The 18,301-nt window shown below is 51.4% G+C and carries 15 protein-coding genes and 1 tRNA gene; 13 read left to right on the top strand and 3 right to left on the bottom strand.

Annotated features, from left to right (window positions below):
• From L977_RS05040 to L977_RS05090, 11 genes are all read left to right on the top strand, one after another.
• A partial coding sequence (locus tag L977_RS05040) for a hypothetical protein (RefSeq protein ID WP_047625080.1) occupies positions 1-430 on the top strand: 430 nt, incomplete at its 5' end.
• A 691-nt stretch (positions 431-1,121) separates the two neighbouring features.
• The gene (locus L977_RS05045; protein ID WP_047625082.1) at positions 1,122-2,027 is read left to right on the top strand and encodes a DUF4123 domain-containing protein; all 906 of its coding nucleotides are present in this window, start codon (positions 1,122-1,124) and stop codon (positions 2,025-2,027) included.
• Positions 2,011-3,255, top strand: coding sequence for a hypothetical protein (locus L977_RS05050; protein ID WP_156118159.1), 1,245 nt, complete (start codon positions 2,011-2,013; stop codon positions 3,253-3,255). The genes L977_RS05045 and L977_RS05050 overlap by 17 nt, the downstream gene beginning before the upstream one ends.
• A gap of 61 nt (positions 3,256-3,316) precedes the next feature.
• On the top strand, positions 3,317-6,682 hold the full coding sequence (locus tag L977_RS05055; protein ID WP_197061793.1) for an ImcF-related family protein: 3,366 nt from the start codon (positions 3,317-3,319) through the stop codon (positions 6,680-6,682).
• The gene (tssA, locus tag L977_RS05060; RefSeq protein WP_047625090.1) at positions 6,682-8,280 is read left to right on the top strand and encodes a type VI secretion system protein TssA; all 1,599 of its coding nucleotides are present in this window, start codon (positions 6,682-6,684) and stop codon (positions 8,278-8,280) included. The genes L977_RS05055 and tssA overlap by 1 nt, the downstream gene beginning before the upstream one ends.
• A gap of 40 nt (positions 8,281-8,320) precedes the next feature.
• A complete protein-coding gene (tssF, locus tag L977_RS05065; protein ID WP_047625093.1) occupies positions 8,321-10,075 on the top strand; it encodes a type VI secretion system baseplate subunit TssF in 1,755 nt (584 codons plus the stop codon).
• On the top strand, positions 10,039-11,124 hold the full coding sequence (gene tssG / locus L977_RS05070; RefSeq protein WP_047625096.1) for a type VI secretion system baseplate subunit TssG: 1,086 nt from the start codon (positions 10,039-10,041) through the stop codon (positions 11,122-11,124). Before tssF ends, tssG begins: the two co-directional genes overlap by 37 nt.
• On the top strand, positions 11,102-11,647 hold the full coding sequence (gene tssJ, locus L977_RS05075; protein WP_047625099.1) for a type VI secretion system lipoprotein TssJ: 546 nt from the start codon (positions 11,102-11,104) through the stop codon (positions 11,645-11,647). The genes tssG and tssJ overlap by 23 nt, the downstream gene beginning before the upstream one ends.
• On the top strand, positions 11,647-12,102 hold the full coding sequence (tssE, locus tag L977_RS05080) for a type VI secretion system baseplate subunit TssE (protein ID WP_047625101.1): 456 nt from the start codon (positions 11,647-11,649) through the stop codon (positions 12,100-12,102). The genes tssJ and tssE overlap by 1 nt, the downstream gene beginning before the upstream one ends.
• 14 nt (positions 12,103-12,116) lie before the next feature.
• Positions 12,117-12,587, top strand: coding sequence for a hypothetical protein (locus L977_RS05085; protein ID WP_047625104.1), 471 nt, complete (start codon positions 12,117-12,119; stop codon positions 12,585-12,587).
• A 96-nt stretch (positions 12,588-12,683) separates the two neighbouring features.
• A complete protein-coding gene (locus L977_RS05090) occupies positions 12,684-14,003 on the top strand; it encodes a VasL domain-containing protein (RefSeq protein WP_047625105.1) in 1,320 nt (439 codons plus the stop codon).
• A 44-nt stretch (positions 14,004-14,047) separates the two neighbouring features.
• Here L977_RS05090 and L977_RS05095 read toward each other — a convergent pair.
• Together L977_RS05095 and L977_RS05100 are read right to left on the bottom strand one after the other, a co-directional pair.
• Positions 14,048-14,119 (bottom strand) — tRNA-Arg (locus L977_RS05095).
• Positions 14,120-14,187: 68 nt separating this feature from the next.
• Positions 14,188-15,123, bottom strand: coding sequence for a formate/nitrite transporter family protein (locus tag L977_RS05100; RefSeq protein WP_047625108.1), 936 nt, complete (start codon positions 15,121-15,123; stop codon positions 14,188-14,190).
• 315 nt (positions 15,124-15,438) lie between these two features.
• Between L977_RS05100 and mlaA the strand changes: the two genes are divergently transcribed.
• The gene (gene mlaA / locus L977_RS05105; RefSeq protein WP_023338584.1) at positions 15,439-16,191 is read left to right on the top strand and encodes a phospholipid-binding lipoprotein MlaA; all 753 of its coding nucleotides are present in this window, start codon (positions 15,439-15,441) and stop codon (positions 16,189-16,191) included.
• A gap of 44 nt (positions 16,192-16,235) precedes the next feature.
• On the opposite strand, the gene fadL is transcribed toward mlaA, so the two are convergent.
• The gene (gene fadL, locus L977_RS05110) at positions 16,236-17,519 is read right to left on the bottom strand and encodes a long-chain fatty acid transporter FadL (protein WP_014884687.1); all 1,284 of its coding nucleotides are present in this window, start codon (positions 17,517-17,519) and stop codon (positions 16,236-16,238) included.
• 372 nt (positions 17,520-17,891) lie between these two features.
• Between fadL and L977_RS05115 the strand changes: the two genes are divergently transcribed.
• Positions 17,892-18,176: a YfcZ/YiiS family protein gene (locus L977_RS05115; protein ID WP_014884686.1), complete on the top strand. Its 285-nt coding sequence runs from the start codon at positions 17,892-17,894 to the stop codon at positions 18,174-18,176.
• Positions 18,177-18,301 lie beyond the last annotated feature (125 nt).

Genomic DNA, 18,301 nt, shown 5'->3' on the forward strand with positions numbered 1-18,301 from the left:
GGGACATATTGCGCATATGCTTTGGCGGATAAAAAATATGTTTATTCTCACGGGGATTATTTTTTTTATGGTACTTTTTGCGGGAGTTCTTAATGAGGTGATTGATGGAACCTGGGAGGGGCTTGTGTCATTTGTCACTACATATTTTTGGTTGTTTGTGATGATGTTATTGGGAGGCGGAGGATTCTCAGGTTTAATTGCATTCTTTGCTTACAAAGCCTATGCTCCTGCATGTTGTAAACTGGCTGAGGAAATTTTTCACTTGCTGGGGATGAAGGGAATTACCCATGTGAACCTGAAAAAAGTCACTAAGAAAAGAGAGAGGCTTCAGAGAAAAAAAGGAAAATGGTATGAACCATCAAGCCACTCTCATGCTCCACGGCCAACGCGTAAATTTGGCTACTTGTTTGAACACTGGTATTACTATTAATTAAGAAAATGAATGGTATTTTTTATTATAAGTAAACTAACATAAATATTTAATGGGAAGGTTTGCTGATACTTGGAGTCAAAGTTCTGGAGATTTTACTGATCCGGGAAGCCATGGTGGCAATAACTTTGCTGCAAGTGGTTGTAACCTGGATTTCAGACGATGACCTTCAGATATGATGTGAGAAATGTGTATTGGAACACCCCCTTCAACCGCAGCGTGACAGACCAGAATAAAGCCCGAAGCAACGATAAAGTATATTTCATGAATTCAGTTGAAAATTAGCAGGTATGCTCCCGTTTTGTTGAGCCAGAGAAATTAGCCGACCTGTGTACAAAAAAGGAAATTGAGTTGATGAACGGCAGGACGCATGAGCTTTCCCCTCCGCCTGCCTTGCCGCCTTATGGCCTCCTCTGGAGAAAATATCTGGGGCTCTGGGGTCTTTTCGCTCTGAGAGATTTAGAGAATATCTTTGAAATGTAGGGTATATCAAAAAGGTGATCTTAATAAAATAGCAGAGTAATATTCGTGATGTTTCATGGGGGAGGGGAAATAGTGCAATCCCGATAACGAAAATAAACCCTCTTGCCCTGGTGCTGGGTTGGTTTACTCAAGAGGGGGTTGGTTTTGGCGTGAAATGGATGCTAATGACCTTATGTTTATTTTTAATATTAGTCTGCAAGGGTAAATTATGGATGGTGACTCTTTTAAAGATATAAAAGAAAAAATCACACGTGCTGCTTTTGGTACAAATGGATGTTGCTTTCTACTGATAGATGCATCCTTGAAAGAATATCAAACAGGATCTTTTTTACACGATACCCTAAAATTTTATAAATCTTACCCTATAATATTCCAGCACAAAGAACTTCAAGGCACTTTACCTCTTTACCTGTTTCCTCTTAGTAAGTTAAGCGAAAAGGATGATCAATTGTATAATAGTAGTATTTACCATTCTTTGAGCGAGATAAAAAACGAGAAGCTTGAGGCGGGGGAGGGTCGCAGTGTCTGTGCGTGGATTTCGACGAATTTAACAGGGGAACAGCTTGCTGAACAAATAGCTTTGTCCGCTGTACAGTCAATTAAATCACTCGGTGATATATTACTTCGTTATTTTGATCCCTCAGTATTTGGTCTATTGATTCCTGCTCTGGATAAATGGCAAAAGGAGCAGTTATTAAGCAATATCAATACGTGGTCTTATATTAACGGAGACGGGGTGGTTCATACAGTGAATGGCGATGGTGAATGCAGAAAAAGATTAAGCCACTCACTTGGGTTAACTGATTCAAATGTATGTGAGATCAAGCTTATATTGGTTGTGAACAAAATTTTGCGTGTGTATCGAAATGCTGATGTTGCCCACAAACTCAGTGAGTGTGAAGCAGTGAAATTATTGCGTCCTGCACTGGGTTATTATTATTCATCGTTCTCCCCATCGGGAAATGATGTTGTTGAGTTTGGGCTTGATGTACTGAGCGCACAGAAATTATTTTATCAGGATGGGTTATTTTGTAAATATATGCTTAACATACGTGGCAAAGAACCTCCGACATATATAGATGTTAAATTAAAAACTGATGGTCAAATCTATTAAGAAAAATACAATAAAAGCTGGAAAGGTGCCATTAACAATTGTGGGGTGCAATATGAGTTGGCCTGTGCAAATAATTCCTCCGTGCGATAAAGTTCATGGAATGAAATGGAATAAGTGGTTTTTATCTCTTTTATGTTTTTTATTGTCTATGGCAGTATTTTGGGTGGGGGCTAGAGTTATTGCTCCTGTTGAAAGTGGTGAGCTATTAAAATTATCTGCATTTCTGTTTTTTTGGGGAATATTTGCCTTTTTTTTAATCATTTCAGTTCGAACATATTACTATGGATTGTGTTTGTCAGTGGCTGAAGCAAGAGAGCATGAAGCAGAATTAACCAGGAAAAACTGGACTGAATGGGCCAATCAAAAGTTTTATGTGTCCGCTTATAATTTATTTCTTCCATCTGCAGTAATACCGACCGATATAGCATTGTCCAATCCTGTTGAGATATATAAAGATCAGCAATTGAAAATACGTGGTCATAATGGAACGAGATACTCTGAAGAACAATTGATTTATGAGTTATTGTCATCAGTCAGAGCAAGGCTGTTAGGATTGAAAGAACTCTGTATCTTTGATGTCATGTTTACATATGGCAATAGTTATATTACTTTCTCGATTTTTAAAGAATGTTGGGCAGCAGTTGGTTTTAATGATGATTGTTTGGGTGATATTTATTATTGTAGTAAAGCATTAGAGCAAGAATTTGAGACTTTATCTGATATCGCGTTGAATCGAGGAGTAATAATTATATCTGCAAACATTGAAGGTGTTGAGGGATATTGCCCTGACTCATCAGAATTCGCCTCAATATTTATAGTGACTCATCAAAAGCAAATGCCAGAAAAAGAAAATAATAATGTGGCTTTGCGAACTATGGCATGCAATAAAAATCAAGCCAAACAAAATTTCGTAAATATGATAGCTTATCAGCCAGATGTTCTAAGAACGACAAAGTTAGTTTTTAGTAATATGAGCGAAGAGAATGCTTTGGATGTTTTAGAAATATTCAGAGCTTCATCTGCATCTATGAATGTCGAATGGAATTATGAGGTAAAACATTTAAATTTGATGCTGGGTAAGTTTGGTGATGCCCATTTTTGGTTGGCGTTTGTTTTATCATTATTGATATCAGAAACAAACGATGAGCCGGTTTTAATGGTCGCCAGCGTTGGTGATGACTATGTCTTTAATGTTATAAAACAGTTTGATAATAACAAGGAGCGTTAAATTGAGCATCCCAGCGAAATGGAGGGTTATTGGCCTTATTTCATGTCTTTTTATCTTTGGTATGTTGACTGCTATAGGGACTTACTATTATGGAGAAAAATTTGGGTGGGTATCATCTAAGGAAAAGGTGAGCCTTTGGTTCTTATGCATGTTTTTATTTTCCGTATTTCTTATGTTGATGAATTTCGGTGTATGGTTCTATCACAGGGAGCCTTGGTTTCAATCTATCAGGAGTAGGAAGTCTCTCGCAGTTAATTTTCAAAATAAGTATAAAAAAACCAGTAAAAAGGATCCTATAAAAGCTCATCTATGCCGACGCTATGGCTACTTGTGGCAAAATAAAGTCCGTCTACTGTTAGTTACTGGTGATGAAGCAGCCATCGAAAAACTGATTCCCGGCCTACAAAGCAGCCATTGGCAGGAAGGTGACCGTACGGTATTGATTTATGGTGGGAGCCTGTCCTCGGACGTTGATGTTGAAAAATACACCGCACTTCGCAAATTGCGACGTGGCCGTCCGCTGGACGGAATTATCTGTGTGGTTAATGAAGAGCTGAATCTTACGGTCCAGACGAGCGACAACGATTTACGTGGGCTGGAGAAAATCAGCGAAGTGCTGCGTTATTCTGCTCCAGTCTGGTTGTGGCGGTTATGTAGTAGTGAGTGGTCTCAGGTAGGACGTGATCAGCAACCGGTTGGTATCACTCTGCCGTCACGGGCGATGCCAGACACTGTAGCAACACAACTCAGAAAGTTACTGCCACAACTACGGGAACAGGGACTTTCGCAGATTGCTGAAAATCGTCAAAATGATTTCCTGCTGCGTCTTGCCCGGGAGCTTGAACAAGGGGGAAGTGAGTTATGGGCAACTCGTCTGACGCCGTGGCTGCACAGTTCTCAGCAACGTGTTCCATTGCGGGGGCTGATGTTCAGTCAGATAAATAAGCCTGAACTTTTTAATGAGGACACTGGAAGGGATCTGGATCACGAGCATGTGCAGTCATTACACAAACATGCGCTAACTTTGCCAGCAACATGGATTGGGATTACTGAAGGGTGCATGCGCGTCCGCGGTCATCGCGTTGGTATTGCCTGGGAACGCACATTGGCATGGAGCATCATGACGGCCGTGGGTCTCTGGGGCATTGGTCTGTTGCTCTCCTTTGCTATGAACTACGGACAAATCTCCTCTGTTGCAGGAAAAGCCCGCAACCTGGTTGAACATCCTTCTGTATCCGACTATCAGCTGACGGGACTCCATGATCTGCGAAATGACGCAGGCCGCCTGCTGCACAATGTTCAGGAGGGGAGTCCGTGGTATCAGCGCTTTGGCCTTGACCATAACCAGCAGTTGCTCGATGCGTTGCTGCCCTGGTACGGCGTGGCGAACAACCGCCTGATTCGCGACCCGGCAAATGCCGCCCTGGCACAGAAGCTCACTGCGCTGGTAGGCTCAGCGCCCGGCAGCGATCAGCGGGCGCAATTGGCGAAGCCGGGGTATGACCAGCTGAAAGCCTGGCTGATGATGGCTCGCCCGGATAAAGCCGACGGCGCGTATTACGCCCAGACGATGAAAAGCGTGCAGCCTACGCGCATGGGCATTTCAACCGGCCTGTGGCAAAGCCTGTCGCCGGACTTGTGGGCCTTTTACATCACCGAACTGCCTGAGCAGCCACAGTGGAAAATCACGCCGGATGCGCAGCTGGTCAGCCAGAGTCGTCAGGTGCTGCTCCAGCAGATTGGCCGCCGCAATGCAGAAAGTACGCTGTATGAGAACATGCTCAAATCCGTGCGTCGTAACTTTGCAGATATCTCTCTGGAAGACATGACCAGCGGTACCGATGCGCGACGACTGTTCACCACCGAGGAGGTGGTGCCGGGCATGTTCTCTCGTCAGGCATGGGAAGGTGGCGTTCAGCAGGCCATAGAGAAAGCAGCCCGTTCACGTCGGGATGAAATCGACTGGGTACTCAGTGATTCACACAAGGCTGTATCGGCTGACCTGTCGCCGGAAGCGCTCAAAGCCCGTCTGACAGAACGTTACTTTACCGACTTTGCTGGCAGCTGGTTGAGCTTCCTCAACAGCCTGCAACTCAACCCGACAAACAATATTGCCGATGTGACGGACCAGCTGACCCTGATGAGTGATGTCCGCCAGTCTCCGATGATTGCCCTGATGAATACCCTCGCCTGGCAGGGACAGACCGGCCAGCAAAGCGAAGGTCTTTCGGATTCGATCCTCAAATCGGCTAAGGATCTGGTAGGCGGAAAAGACAAGCCTGCGATTGACCAGTCTGCGTCAGGACCGCAGGGGCCGCTGGATGAAACCTTCGGACCGCTGCTTCAGCTGCTGGGTAAAAATAAAGGCAGCAACGTCATGTCGGCTGACAACTCGCTGAGCCTGCAGACGTACCTGACCCGCATCACCCGAGTACGCCTGCGTCTGCAGCAGGTTGCAAACGCCTCGGATCCGCAGGAGATGATGCAAACCCTGGCGCAGACCGTGTTCCAGGGCAAAAGCGTGGATCTGACTGACACTCAGCAGTATGGCAGCCTGATTTCGGCAAGCCTTGGCGAAGAGTGGAGCGGGTTTGGCAGCACGATGTTTGTGCAGCCGCTGACTCAGGCCTGGGAGACCGTGCTTCAGCCGTCTGCGGCCAGCCTGAATGATAAGTGGAGCCGTTCAGTCGTGGCGAACTGGCACACGGCATTTGACGGACGCTTCCCGTTTGTGGCGAGTAAGAGTGATGTTTCCTTGCCGATGCTTGCCGAGTTTATACGTAAGGACAGCGGGCGTATTGAACGCTTTCTGAATACGGAACTTAGCGGTGTGCTGCACAAAGAAGGCAGCCAGTGGGTGCCGGATAAGGTCAACAGTCAGGGGTTAAACTTTAACCCGGCGTTTCTGCGCGCCATTAATCAGCTGACCCAGCTGTCGGACATTCTGTTTACCGATGGCAGTCAGGGCATCAGCTTTGAACTGCAGGCACGTCCGGTACCACAGGTTGTGGAAACGCAACTGACGATTGATGGACAAAAGCTGCATTACTTTAACCAGATGGCTGACTGGCAGTCCTTCCGCTGGCCGGGAGAGACTTATAAGCCGGGAACCATGGTGACCTGGACCACGGTTAACGCAGGGGCGCGTCTCTTCGGCGACTACAGCGGAACCTGGGGCTTTATTCGCTGGCTGGATCAGAGCAAGCGCCAGCAGCTCGACCGCAGTCAGTGGATGATGAATTTCACCGCCCCGGATGGTCGCACCCTGCAATGGGTATTGCGTTCACAGCTTGGCAGTGGGCCGCTGGCGCTACTGGCTTTGCGCGGCTTCACGCTGCCGGATGAGATCTTCAGCGTTGACAGCGCGGCCACGGCTCAGGCGCTGATGGCGAATACCGAAGACAATGACATGGACGAAAGCGAATAATGGACACTCTGCAGAATCTGATTGCCGCCTGTCAGGCGGACGAAACCCAACTGCGAAAGCAGGCTCAGGCACGCACGGAAAGCTGGCACCCCTGGCTTGCCCCGGTAAATGAGACCCGTGCAACAGGAGAAGACCCCGGGTATGACGATGATTTCCAGCGTATAAGAGAGGAGGTGAATAAACTCTCCGGTATCGATACGGGACTGATTTGTACGCTTGCCGAAAAACTGCTGACGACTACCGCCAAAGATATCCGCATTGCGACCTATTACTGCTGGGCGCGATTGCACCAGGATGGTGAAACAGGCTTTGCCGAAGGGCTTGAGTTAATGGCGGGATTGCTGCAGCGCTACGGAACGCAACTTCATCCGCAGCGGGAGCGAAGCCGTAAGCCCGCGCTTGAGTGGCTTGCAGGTTCTCGTCTGCTTGACAGCCTGTCACTCTGGCCAGAAGTGGTCCGCGATGATGCCCTTCGCACGGCAGGCGCGCTGTTGCTCATCCATGACGCTCTGCAAACAGAGCCGGAAACGTCACGACCCGAGCTGAATGCCCTGTACAGCGCGCTGGAATCCCGCCTGATGAAGGCGGGGGGCGTGGATGCCGTGGTACCTCAGAATGCCGGTAATCAGCCCCAACTCCCGGCTTCGTACTCGACGGAGTCTGACGCACCCGTTATGAGCCGCATCACGTCCGGTCAGGATCTGCTGGCGCAGGCACGCACGTTGACCGGGTATCTGCGTGAACAACCCGATGGCTGGCTTGCCGCTCACCGGCTGATGAAGAGCCTGAGGCACGACACCCTGAGCGCTATTCCTGCACCGGATGCCGAAGGGAAAACACGCATTGAACCACCCCGGGCAGACCAGCGGGCGATGCTGAAACGCCTGTACCTGCAGCAGAGCTGGCTGGAGATACTGGAGCAGGCGGACAGCACCTTCTCGCGTGGCGCTAATCACCTCTGGCTGGATCTGCAATGGTATATCCATCAGGCGCTGGTGAAGTTGGGGCAGGATGTGCTGGCCGACATCATCACCGCCGACCTGAAAGGGCTGCTGCGCCGCCTTACCGGACTGGAAACCCTGGCTTTTAATGACGGGACGCCATTTGCCGATGAGCTCACGCTGAACTGGATTAATCAGAGCGTACTGGACGATATGTCCGGCTGGCGGGATGAGCCGGTCAGTGCCGGCAGTGGAGAGGATAACGATATCCTGACCCTCGAGCCTGAAGCGCTGGAGAAAGCGGACACGGACGGTCTGGACGCGGCACTCCATTGGCTGCAGACCCGCCCGGGCACCGACGCCACAAAAGACAAATGGCTGCTGCGCCTGCTGATGGCGCGTATAGCCGAGCAGAAGGGCAAAAATGAACTTGCCCTCCATCTTCTGGGCGAGCTGGACAGTACAGCACAGTCAATCACCCTCACGCAGTGGACACCGGCGCTGTTGTTTGAAGTCAAATCCCGCCGACTCAGACTGCTGCGCATGAAAGCCTCGCGCAGCGAAACCGATAAATCACGGCTTCAGCCTGAGATGGATTTGCTTCTGTCCGGTCTGATTGCGCTCGATCCGGCAAGCAGTGCGGTGCTTTGCGGGTAAAACGCTGGCTTACATTTAAAACATAATTATTCAGGTTCTTATGGACGATTTAACCCTGCGTTATTACGACGCCGAAATGCGCTATCTGCTGGAAGCCGGCGAAGAGTTTGCCCGTGCTCATCCCGAGCAGGCGGCAATGCTCAACCTCGATAAAGCGGGCGCGCGGGACCCGTACGTGGAGCGCCTGTTTGAAGGCTTTGCCTTCATGATGGGTCGGCTGCGTGAGAAACTCGACGATGATCTGCCCGAACTGACCGAAGGGCTGGTCAGCCTGTTATGGCCGCATTACCTGCGTACGATTCCGTCGATGTCGGTGGTGGAATTCACCCCTGACTGGCGTGAAATGAAAGAGCAGATGCGTATTGTCAAAGGCTTCGAGGTTAATTCACGGCCAATCGGCGAGAAGGGCACGCGCTGCCGGTACACCACCACCAAAGAGATTACCCTTCAGCCCTTGTCGCTGGAGCACGCCCGCCTGTCGACCGATCCTGATGGGCGTTCAGTTATCAGCCTGCGCTTCAACTGCAGCCCTCTTGCCGACTGGAGCCGTGTCGATCTCAGCCTGATCCCGCTTTACTTTAACGCTGATGCACCACTCGCCTGCGCCATGCATGAAGCTTTTACCATGAATGTTGCTCGCCTGTGGCTACGGATGCCAGGCGGCATGGACAGAAAACCGCTCGACGGGTATTTCACCGCGCTGGGATTTGGCGATGACGACGACCTGTGGCCGAAGGGCAGCAGCAGCTTTAGCGGATATCAGCTGTTGCTGGAGTACTTCACCTTCCGCGAGAAATTCATGTTCACCGGCCTGCGTGGTCTGGAAAGCGTGGTCTTTCCGGCTGAACTTCCCTGGTTTGAAATCGACGTGGTGCTGGCGGAACGCTGGGAGTATGACTTCAGCTTTACCGAAAAGCATCTGCGCCTGAACTGCGTGCCGGTGATAAACCTGTTCCCGCTGGAATCTGACCCGCTTACGCTCAACTCATTGCAAACTGAATACCTGCTGCGGCCGATGCGCGTGCAGGACGGTCATACAGAGATTTACGCGGTCGATTCAGTGATGTCATCGAGTCAGCATACCTACGTGCCGTTTTCCAGCTTCCGCCACAAAGGCGGCATGATGCGCCATGAAGCGCCGGAATATTATTACCACACCCGCGTGCGTCGCGGCCCGTCGGGTCTGCACAATACCTGGCTTATTCTTGGCGGTGAAGCGTTTGATAACCACACGGTACCGGCAGACGAGAGCCTGTCCCTGACGCTCACCGGCACCAACGGCCAGCTTCCGCGACGGGCGCTGCAAAGCACCGTGCTCGATACGGTGATGAAAACCACGTCAGCCAGCATCGCCGTACGTAACCTCTGTGCGCCAACGCTTCCCTGTTATCCCCCGGCCCAGGATCGTTTCCACTGGCGCGTGCTGAGCCACCTTGGCAGCGGTTTCCTGTCGATGATGGACAACGCCGACGTGCTGCGCGGCACTCTGGCGCTCTATGAGTGGACCGACAGCGAGATGAATCGCCGTCGCCTGGAAGCGATCATTGATGTGAAGCACAGCGAAACCGAGCGCTTCGAGCAGGGTTACCTTGTTCGCGGCGTGCAGATTGAAGTCACGCTCGATAGCCATGGTTTTGCCGGGCGCGGCGACATCTGTCTGTTCGGCGAGATGCTGAGCCGCTTCTTTGCGCTCTATACCGATATCTATCTGTTTAACCGCCTGATTATTATTCTGCAACCGATCGGAGAACGCCTGGAATGGGAAGAGAAGCACAACCGGCGCATTCCCGGCTGACCCCGCGGCTGGAAGCCGAACTTCACCGCATCAACTTTTACCGTTTATGCCAGCTGCTGGAGAAACGTTATCCTGGCAGACCGCTGTTGGGATCGACCAGCCATCCGGCGGATGACCCGGTACGCTTTGCGCCGCATCCGGGGATGGGGTTCCCGGCCAGCGAGCTGAAAGCGGTTGAATACGACGAGGATGATAGCGGCAAGCCGCCGGTTATTCGCACCACGTTTATGGGGATGTACGGCGTCGACTCACCGTTACCGACGGCCTATCTCGATGACATTACGCAGCGACGGGAAGGGCATGACGCGCTGCAGGGCTTTCTGGATATCTTCAGTCACCGCATCCTGACGCAGTTTTACCGCATCTGGCGTAAATACTCCTATCCTGCCACGTTTGAACCGGGCGGTAGCGACAGCATTTCACAGTCGCTGCTGGGCCTGGTGGGGCTGGGTATACCGGGTACGGCAAACCATATTGCCACGCCAGTGTCGCGCTTTCTGGCGCTGCTGGGCGTTCTGCAGCAGCCAGGCAAAACCCAGGAAGGGATGCAGGCGCTGGTGAGCCTGCTTGCTCCGGATACCCGCGTAAAGGTCAGCCCGTACTGCCTTCGACCGGTGGAGATCGGTAAGCCGCTGGGTTTTTACGGTGATGACGATTTCCTGCTTGATGGCAATACGCCTTTAGGGGACGAAGCAATGGATGCGGGCAGCCAGCTGCTGGTCGCGCTCAAGACCGATAACGAACAGGAAGCGCAGGGCTGGAAACCGGATGGTCTGCTTTATCAGGATTTTCTGGTGATGCTGCGGGTGTACCTGGGATGGCGGTTTAAGGCCAGGATCACCCTGACCACGCCTGTCCGACTGCTGGCCGCCCCTCCTTTAGGCGAAAATCCTTTCTGGCTGGGAATGAACGGCGTGCTGGGAGCTGAAGCTGACAGCCTTCCTGATGATATTCCTGAGACCTTTACGACAGAGCTGGGTTATTACCGCGGGCTGGAGCCTGCGAAACCACAACAAGGAAACCGACGTGTTACGTACAAGTTTAACTAAGACCACGCGCTGGCTGTTGCCCCTGATGGCACTCTCTCTGACGGGCTGCGGAGTGACGCAAAGCGTTACTGACGGTACCAGGTCAGCGTTTAATGCCGTGTTCTATAAAAAAATTAAAGTACTGCATCTGGACTTCACCGCACGCGAGGCGCTGAACACCGACTCCCGGGAAAATCATTCGTTGTCTGAACCTGTGGTGGTCCGGATTTACCAGCTCAAAGACCGCAAAACCTTTGATAAGACGGTCTATCAGCAACTGCTTCAGGATGATGACACCCTTCTGAAAGAGGACCTGCTGGCGAGTCGTGATGTCGTAGTGAAACCGGGCGGTGATGCAAACCTCGATATGCCCATGGAAGAAGCGGCACAGTTTGTTGCTGTGGTGGGGCTGTTTCGCCATCCGGATATGACCAACAATACCTGGAAGCAGGTAATCAACCGCAGCGAACTGGATCCGGACAAACCCCGCATTCTGGAGGCTGGCGATAACTCTCTGACACTGCAACCACTTAAGGACGACTAATGCCCCAGGGACATAACACGCCGTCGCTGTATGAAATGCTAACCGGAAATTTCACCGGTGGCCTCAACCTCTGCCAGGTCAGCGAGGAAAATCAGGTCATTCTGTCGGTACTGGATAACATGCAGCGCGTTCTCAACTGCCGCGCCGGCACGCTGGCGCATCTGCCCGACTATGGCCTGCCGGATATGACCAAAATCCTCCAGGGTATGCCAGGTACCGCCCATGAACTGATGGGCACCCTGTCGGCTGTCCTGCTCAAATATGAACCCCGCCTGAAAAGGATATGTGTAGTACTGCTGGAGCAAAACGTACCTGGCGAGCTGCGTTATGCCATTGATGCTGAGCTCAAAGGTATCGGCCTGGTGCGCTACGGCACCGAGTTTATGCCGGAAGGGCGGGTTCTCCTGCGGCATCTTAAGCAACAGCAATATCTCGATACGAAAACTCGTCTGTAAGGCCAGAAAACACCATGTCAGTAAAATCACAGTTCCTCAAAAAACTACAGGCCAGACAGCCAGTTCCGGTTTCGTTTACCAGCAAAACTCAGGCCGATATTGCAGCGTTCCGCCAGCGAATGGCACAGCTTCAGGAGCAAATGGACGCGTGGCTGACAGGTACCGGACTGAATATGGAGCTGTTCACTGCATCGGTCACGGACCTGCTGGTGGAGGGCGGGGCTTTTGACATTCCCGGGATCGTCCTGCATTACGACGACCGGTCTGTAACGTTTACGCCGGTATTTTTGTACGGTCAGGGCGTGACCGGATGTGTGGAAGCGGTCTTTCACAATAAAGGAAGCATATCGTCACTGGGGCGTTTATTTATGCGTTCAGGTACGGTGAGCGACTGGACCTATACTCCGGCGGGTGCATTATCACGTTCTGGACAGCGTTTTGATGAGAGCACATTTTTTGGTCTGATTCTGGCGCTTCTGCCATAGCTGCGGGTACTGCAGCCCCCTCTGAATATGCAGCACGCGAAGCCGCATAAACGACGACCTTCACTCACTCCTGATACGCCAAATGGACGACTGGCCATGAATGACATTATCCCACGTAAAATCAAAACCGGCGGCGACCCGCGCACGCTACCGGACTATACCGCCCTGCGTGATGAACTGAGTAAGCTCACCCATCCGGCGCGTCCAGACGTTAACTGGCGGCATGTCGAAAAACTTTGTCTTTCACTGTTTGAGCAGAACGGCGTGGAGCTTCAGACGCTGGCCTGGTACACGCTGGCTCGGACGCAGCTGGCCGGATTATTCGGGCTCAATGAAGGCCTGGCGATACTGGAGGCGCTGATTAGTCATAAGTGGGGGGCGATGTGGCCACAGCCGGTTCATGCCCGCATGGAAATCCTCAGCAGTCTGAGTCAGCGCCTGCAGCAACGGATGCGCTCGCTTCCGCTGAATTACAGCGACCTTAGCCAGCTGTACCGGGCGGAGCAACTGCTTACCGGACTGGGAGAGGTACTGCAGCGTCTGGAGCTTAAACATCTGAGTCAGCTCGATACGTTGCGTACCCTGATGCACAACAGTGCTGTCCGGCTGGAAAACAGCGAGGGAGCAACCGTCTCTGCCAGTGGTCCTGTTGAAGAAGATAACGCCCGGAACGAAGCAGTAAAATGGGTGTATGTCGCACAGTCGGAGTACCCGGCGAATGTTGACGTTCAGACGGCAATCCCCGGTCCGATGAAAAAGTGGAAATCTTTCGTCGCCGGAATGGGGACCATGCTGGTGATAAGCGCACTTGCATTATGGAGTTGGCAGTATCTTCACCGTCCTGACCCGCTACAGGCTCAGCTTGCAGCCTCATTGTCACCTTTACCTGCACCTCTGTCATCTGAACAGCTTAAAACGTTGCGCCAGCAATCTTCGTTACCGAAAACGGCGATCGCGCAAACGCAGCAGCAACTTGCCCTGCTGGATAAATTGCCTCCTGACTGGAGTATGACTTACAGCCGAAAACTCACGGAACAGGCTGAGATGTTGTGGCCGGAGCAGGCTAAGCCTCTGGTTCAACAGTGGCAGCAGCAACGGAATGCCGCGGCGTTACCAACAGAACAACTGAACGGCTGGCATCAGGGAATGGCGACGCTGGAGAAGTTGAGTCACCGCCTGAACGGTCTGGATGAGCAGAAGGGGAAATACATGACCGTCAGTGAGCTGAAGTCAGTGGTTTTTTCAGCTATGCAGTCATTTAATCAATCGATACCGGCTGAAGAACAGCTCCGACGACTGTCGCAGTATCCTGCTGGAAATGTACTTCCTGAAGGGGAGAAGACTCAACTTGAGCTGCATTTAAAACAACTGGCAACGCGTTATGCTCAAATAAAACAGGACGCCTCTGCTCAATGAGTTGATGGGGCGAAATTGGCTGAAAAAAGAGAGAAAGGTCAAAGTGTCCCCTGCAGGAATCGAACCTGCAACTAGCCCTTAGGAGGGGCTCGTTATATCCATTTAACTAAGGGGACGAGGCGGCACGAGTATAGCGTTATTTACACTTTGCGTTAAGCGCATCGCCGCCTGACTGCTCAAAGAGTCACCATTCAGCCCGTTTTTTTGCCGAATTGCCCTCATTCTCCTGCGCCTTTAGCTCAGCTTTGCGTTTGTTAGACATGTCGTTACGAATTTGGGCATGGCTTAACAGCGCGAAGATAAACGTTCCGCCGCAGATATTCCCGGCCAGCGTCGGAAGGGCGAACGGCCAGAAAAAATCAGTCCAGTGAAGCGTACCATTAAAGACCAGATAAAGTATTTCAACGGTACCGACCACAATATGCGTGGTGTCCGCCAGGGCAATCAGCCAGGTCATCAGTATGATCACCACAATTTTGGCGCTGCCTGCGGAAGGAAACATCCACACCATCGTGGCGATAATCCAGCCGGAGATGATGGCGTTTGCAAACATTTCGGCCGGCGTGTTTTTCATCACGTCCATGCCAATTTTCACAAACGCATCCCGGGTAGGTTCATCAAAGATCGGCATATATTCAAACGCCCAGGCGGCGATACCCGTGCCGATAATGTTACCCAGCAGGACCACGCCCCACAAACGCAACAATAAACCGAAATTGCCGAGGGTTGGATTTTGCATCACTGGCAGAACGGCAGTCACCGTGTTTTCAGTAAACAGCTGCTGGCGGGCCATGATGACAATAATAAAGCCGAAGGTATAGCCGAGGTTCTCCAGTAAAAAACCGCCGGGGACACCCTCAAGTTGAACATGAAATATCCCTTTTGCGAGCAGTGACGCGCCCATTGACAGTCCCGCAGCGATGGCTGACCAGAAGAGGGCCATGGCATCGCGCTCCATCTCCTTTTCGCCATCCTGGCGTATATGTTCGTGAATTGCCATCGCGCGGGAGGGGAGGCGATCTTCATCAACTTCTATCTTCTCGCCGCGCGCTTTCTCCTCGCTCTCAATTTCAATATCCTCTTTGCTCTCTGCAATTTTGTCTTCACCCACTTCTTTCATAACGGCTCCCGGAGGTTGATCTTTCTTTTAAGCGTAGCGGCTTTTATCAGGATGCCTGTGGGGATGCTCTTAAATTGGCGGCAATGACAACAAAGGTGAGACATCTCTTTCAAAGGCATTATAAAATTGCCAGCGAAACGAATTCCAAAAGCCAGGCTATGCTGAGATCAGAGCCACGGTGTTTATTGCCCGTGCTTGTGCTCATAGACATCGGTAAACGTGCTGTTACAATCACTTGCACGTTTACAGACGGAGCGCCAGATGCTTCGTTACGGATGGCAATCAACGATAGCCATACTGAACAGGGAGATATTTATGAAACTTCGGCTGTCGGCGCTTGCGCTGGGCATGACGATGCTTGTGGGCTGCGCCAGCTCCGGGGAGCAAACGGGACGCTCCGATCCTCTCGAAGGATTTAACCGCTCAATGTATAGCTTCAACTACAACGTGCTGGATCCGTATGTGGTTCGGCCGGTGGCAGTGGCATGGCGCGATTATGTTCCACAGCCTGCGCGTAACGGGCTAAGCAACTTTACCAGCAACCTCGAAGAGCCCGCGGTTATGGTGAACTACTTCCTGCAGGGCGACCCGTATCAGGGGATGGTGCACTTTACTCGCTTCTTCCTGAACTCCCTGCTGGGGATGGGCGGCTTTATTGATGTCGCTGGCATGGCGAACCCGAAACTGCAGCGTGAACAACCGCACCGCTTCGGCAGCACCCTGGGGCATTATGGCGTAGGTTATGGTCCGTATGTCCACCTGCCGTTCTATGGCAGCTTCACCGTGCGTGATGATGGTGGCGATATGGTCGATACGCTGTATCCAGTCCTGTCGTGGCTGACCTGGCCGCTGTCGATTGGTAAATGGACGGTGGAAGGGATTGAAACCCGTGCGCAATTGCTCGACTCAGACGGTCTGCTGCGCCAGTCTTCCGATCCTTACATTATGGTGCGCGAAGCATACTTCCAGAATCACGATTTTATTGCCAACGGTGGCAAGCTGAAGCCGGAGGAGAATCCAAACGCGAAGGCTATCGAAAACGAACTCAAAGATATCGATTCGGAATAAATAAAAAAGGTGAGCGATGCTCACCTTTTTCGATTTCAGTGCGCTTAGAACGCGTAGTTAAAGTTCGTACCGAACAGCCAGGCTTTACCTTCAGAGGTAAACTCGTACGGACCTTCCTGGAACGTCACTTTCTGACCGTGCATATAAGATACGCCCGCATCGATGGACGCATTCTCGTTGAACGCATATGTCGCACCAGCACTTAACCAGAAGCGGTCCTGATCCGGAATGGAAATGGAACGTTTGTCTGCCGGAACCGGGCTGTCGTCAAATGCGATACCGGAGCGGAAAGTCCAGTTTTTATCGTAGTAGTAGGTGGTACCCAACGCAATACGATAGGCGTCGTGGAAGCTTTCATCCTTATAGAACAGCGTTTGACCATTGTTGCCGGTTGCTTTCAGCTCCTGGAACTGGCTCCAGCTGGTGTAGGCCAGGCTATAGTGAATAGCCCATTGTGGTGCCACGCGGTTGTAACCGGAGACTTCCCACATTTCTGGTAAATGCAGCGACAGTGAACCTGGAACTGTCTGGTTTGAGGTGCCCCATGGAATGGTGGTACCCGCGCCTGGAACCAGGTTGTTGACTGGCGCCAGGATGCCGCTCTTGTAATCGCCGTCGAAGTCAATTTTCACTTCGGAACGATAGGTCAGGCCCCAACGGTTGTTTTTGTCCAGCTCATACAGGATACCGGCGTTCCAGCCATAGCCCCACTCATCACCTTTCAGGCTGGCAATTTTATTGCTGTTTTTCGGCAGGCTGGCAGTCTGCTCGCCGGAGTAACGCTCAATTTTTGCATCAGCGTAGACGGCATCAAAGCCCAGACCAAAGCTCCAGCTGTCGTTCAGACGATAAGCACCGCTCAGGTTCAGGTTCAGCGTCGTCAGATCGGTTTTACCGCCGTATTCACCTGCCGGATAGTTGTTATTGAATTCAGTTGCAAGGCCGTAGTTGGACGTGACGGACGCCCCCCAGCCAAATTGCTCATTAATAGGTGCAACGAAGTGCAGGTTGGGTACCCATGCGGTCGGGGCAATATTGTCCGCTTTCAGGCTCGCACCTGTGTAAGGCGACTTGCCAGAAATGTTGACATCAGGATCGATATATACCGCACCCGCAGAGAAGGTCGGGCGATCGAACATCATGATCAGTGCAGGGTTACGGCTGGCGTTACCTGCATCATCAGCAATTGCACCTTCCCCAGAATACGCGCGGCCAAGGCCAGAGGAAGAAAATTCGTTTAACTGAAAGCCCGCTGACCAGGCGGAAGTGGAGACGATTGCCACTGCGACTGCCAGCGCAGTCTTGTTGAACAGGGTTTTCTGGCTCATGACCATAACCTCATTGAGTTATTTTTATTCAATAATTGTTACATACCGTAACAGGAGCGCGAAGTGTAGGGTCTGAGGTTTGACAGACAAATCAGACCAGTGGCCAGAGTATAGGTCTGACCAGCTGGGATGTTGCAAGTTTGTTTATTAATATTTTCAAACATGTTTCATGAAACGAGATCTGGTTGGCAAAAATGTGACCATCGCGACTCAGTCAAAAGGGTGGTTTTTGTTTTAGATCATTTTTTAGTGTGATATTGGTCACTTATCCGATTTTGCGCCATTAACGGCTGGAGAGAGCCTGCGCCGGGGCGTAAAATAGCAGCATCGTGTTTATCTCGCGCGCTGCGCGAATACAGAGGAAATTGAGCTATGAGTAAATGCAGTGCTGATGAAACCCCGGTTTGCTGCTGTATGGATGTTGGCACCATCATGGACAACTCCGATTGCACAGCGTCTTACAGCCGTGTGTTCACCAACCGCGCTGAAGCGGAAGAAACCCTGTCCGCGCTGAGCAAGCGTGCGCGTGATGTTGAATCCGATCCGTGCGAAATCAAATCTACCTTCACCGAGGTGGACGGCGGCGTGAAGCTGGATATTGACTTCGTGTTTGCGTGCGAAGCAGAAACGCTGATTTTCCAGCTGGGCCTGCGTTAATTCCTGCGGGCTGGTGCCCTCACCCCGACCCTCTCCCACGGGAGAGGGTGCAAACACTAAAAACGGTAACCTACGGGTTACCGTTTTGCTTTTACCTCGGGGCATTTTCTTTTTCTTCTCTGTGT

Origin of the sequence: Enterobacter sp. ZOR0014 (assembly GCF_000798855.1) — a bacterium.
Taxonomy (GTDB): domain Bacteria; phylum Pseudomonadota; class Gammaproteobacteria; order Enterobacterales; family Enterobacteriaceae; genus Enterobacter; species Enterobacter kobei.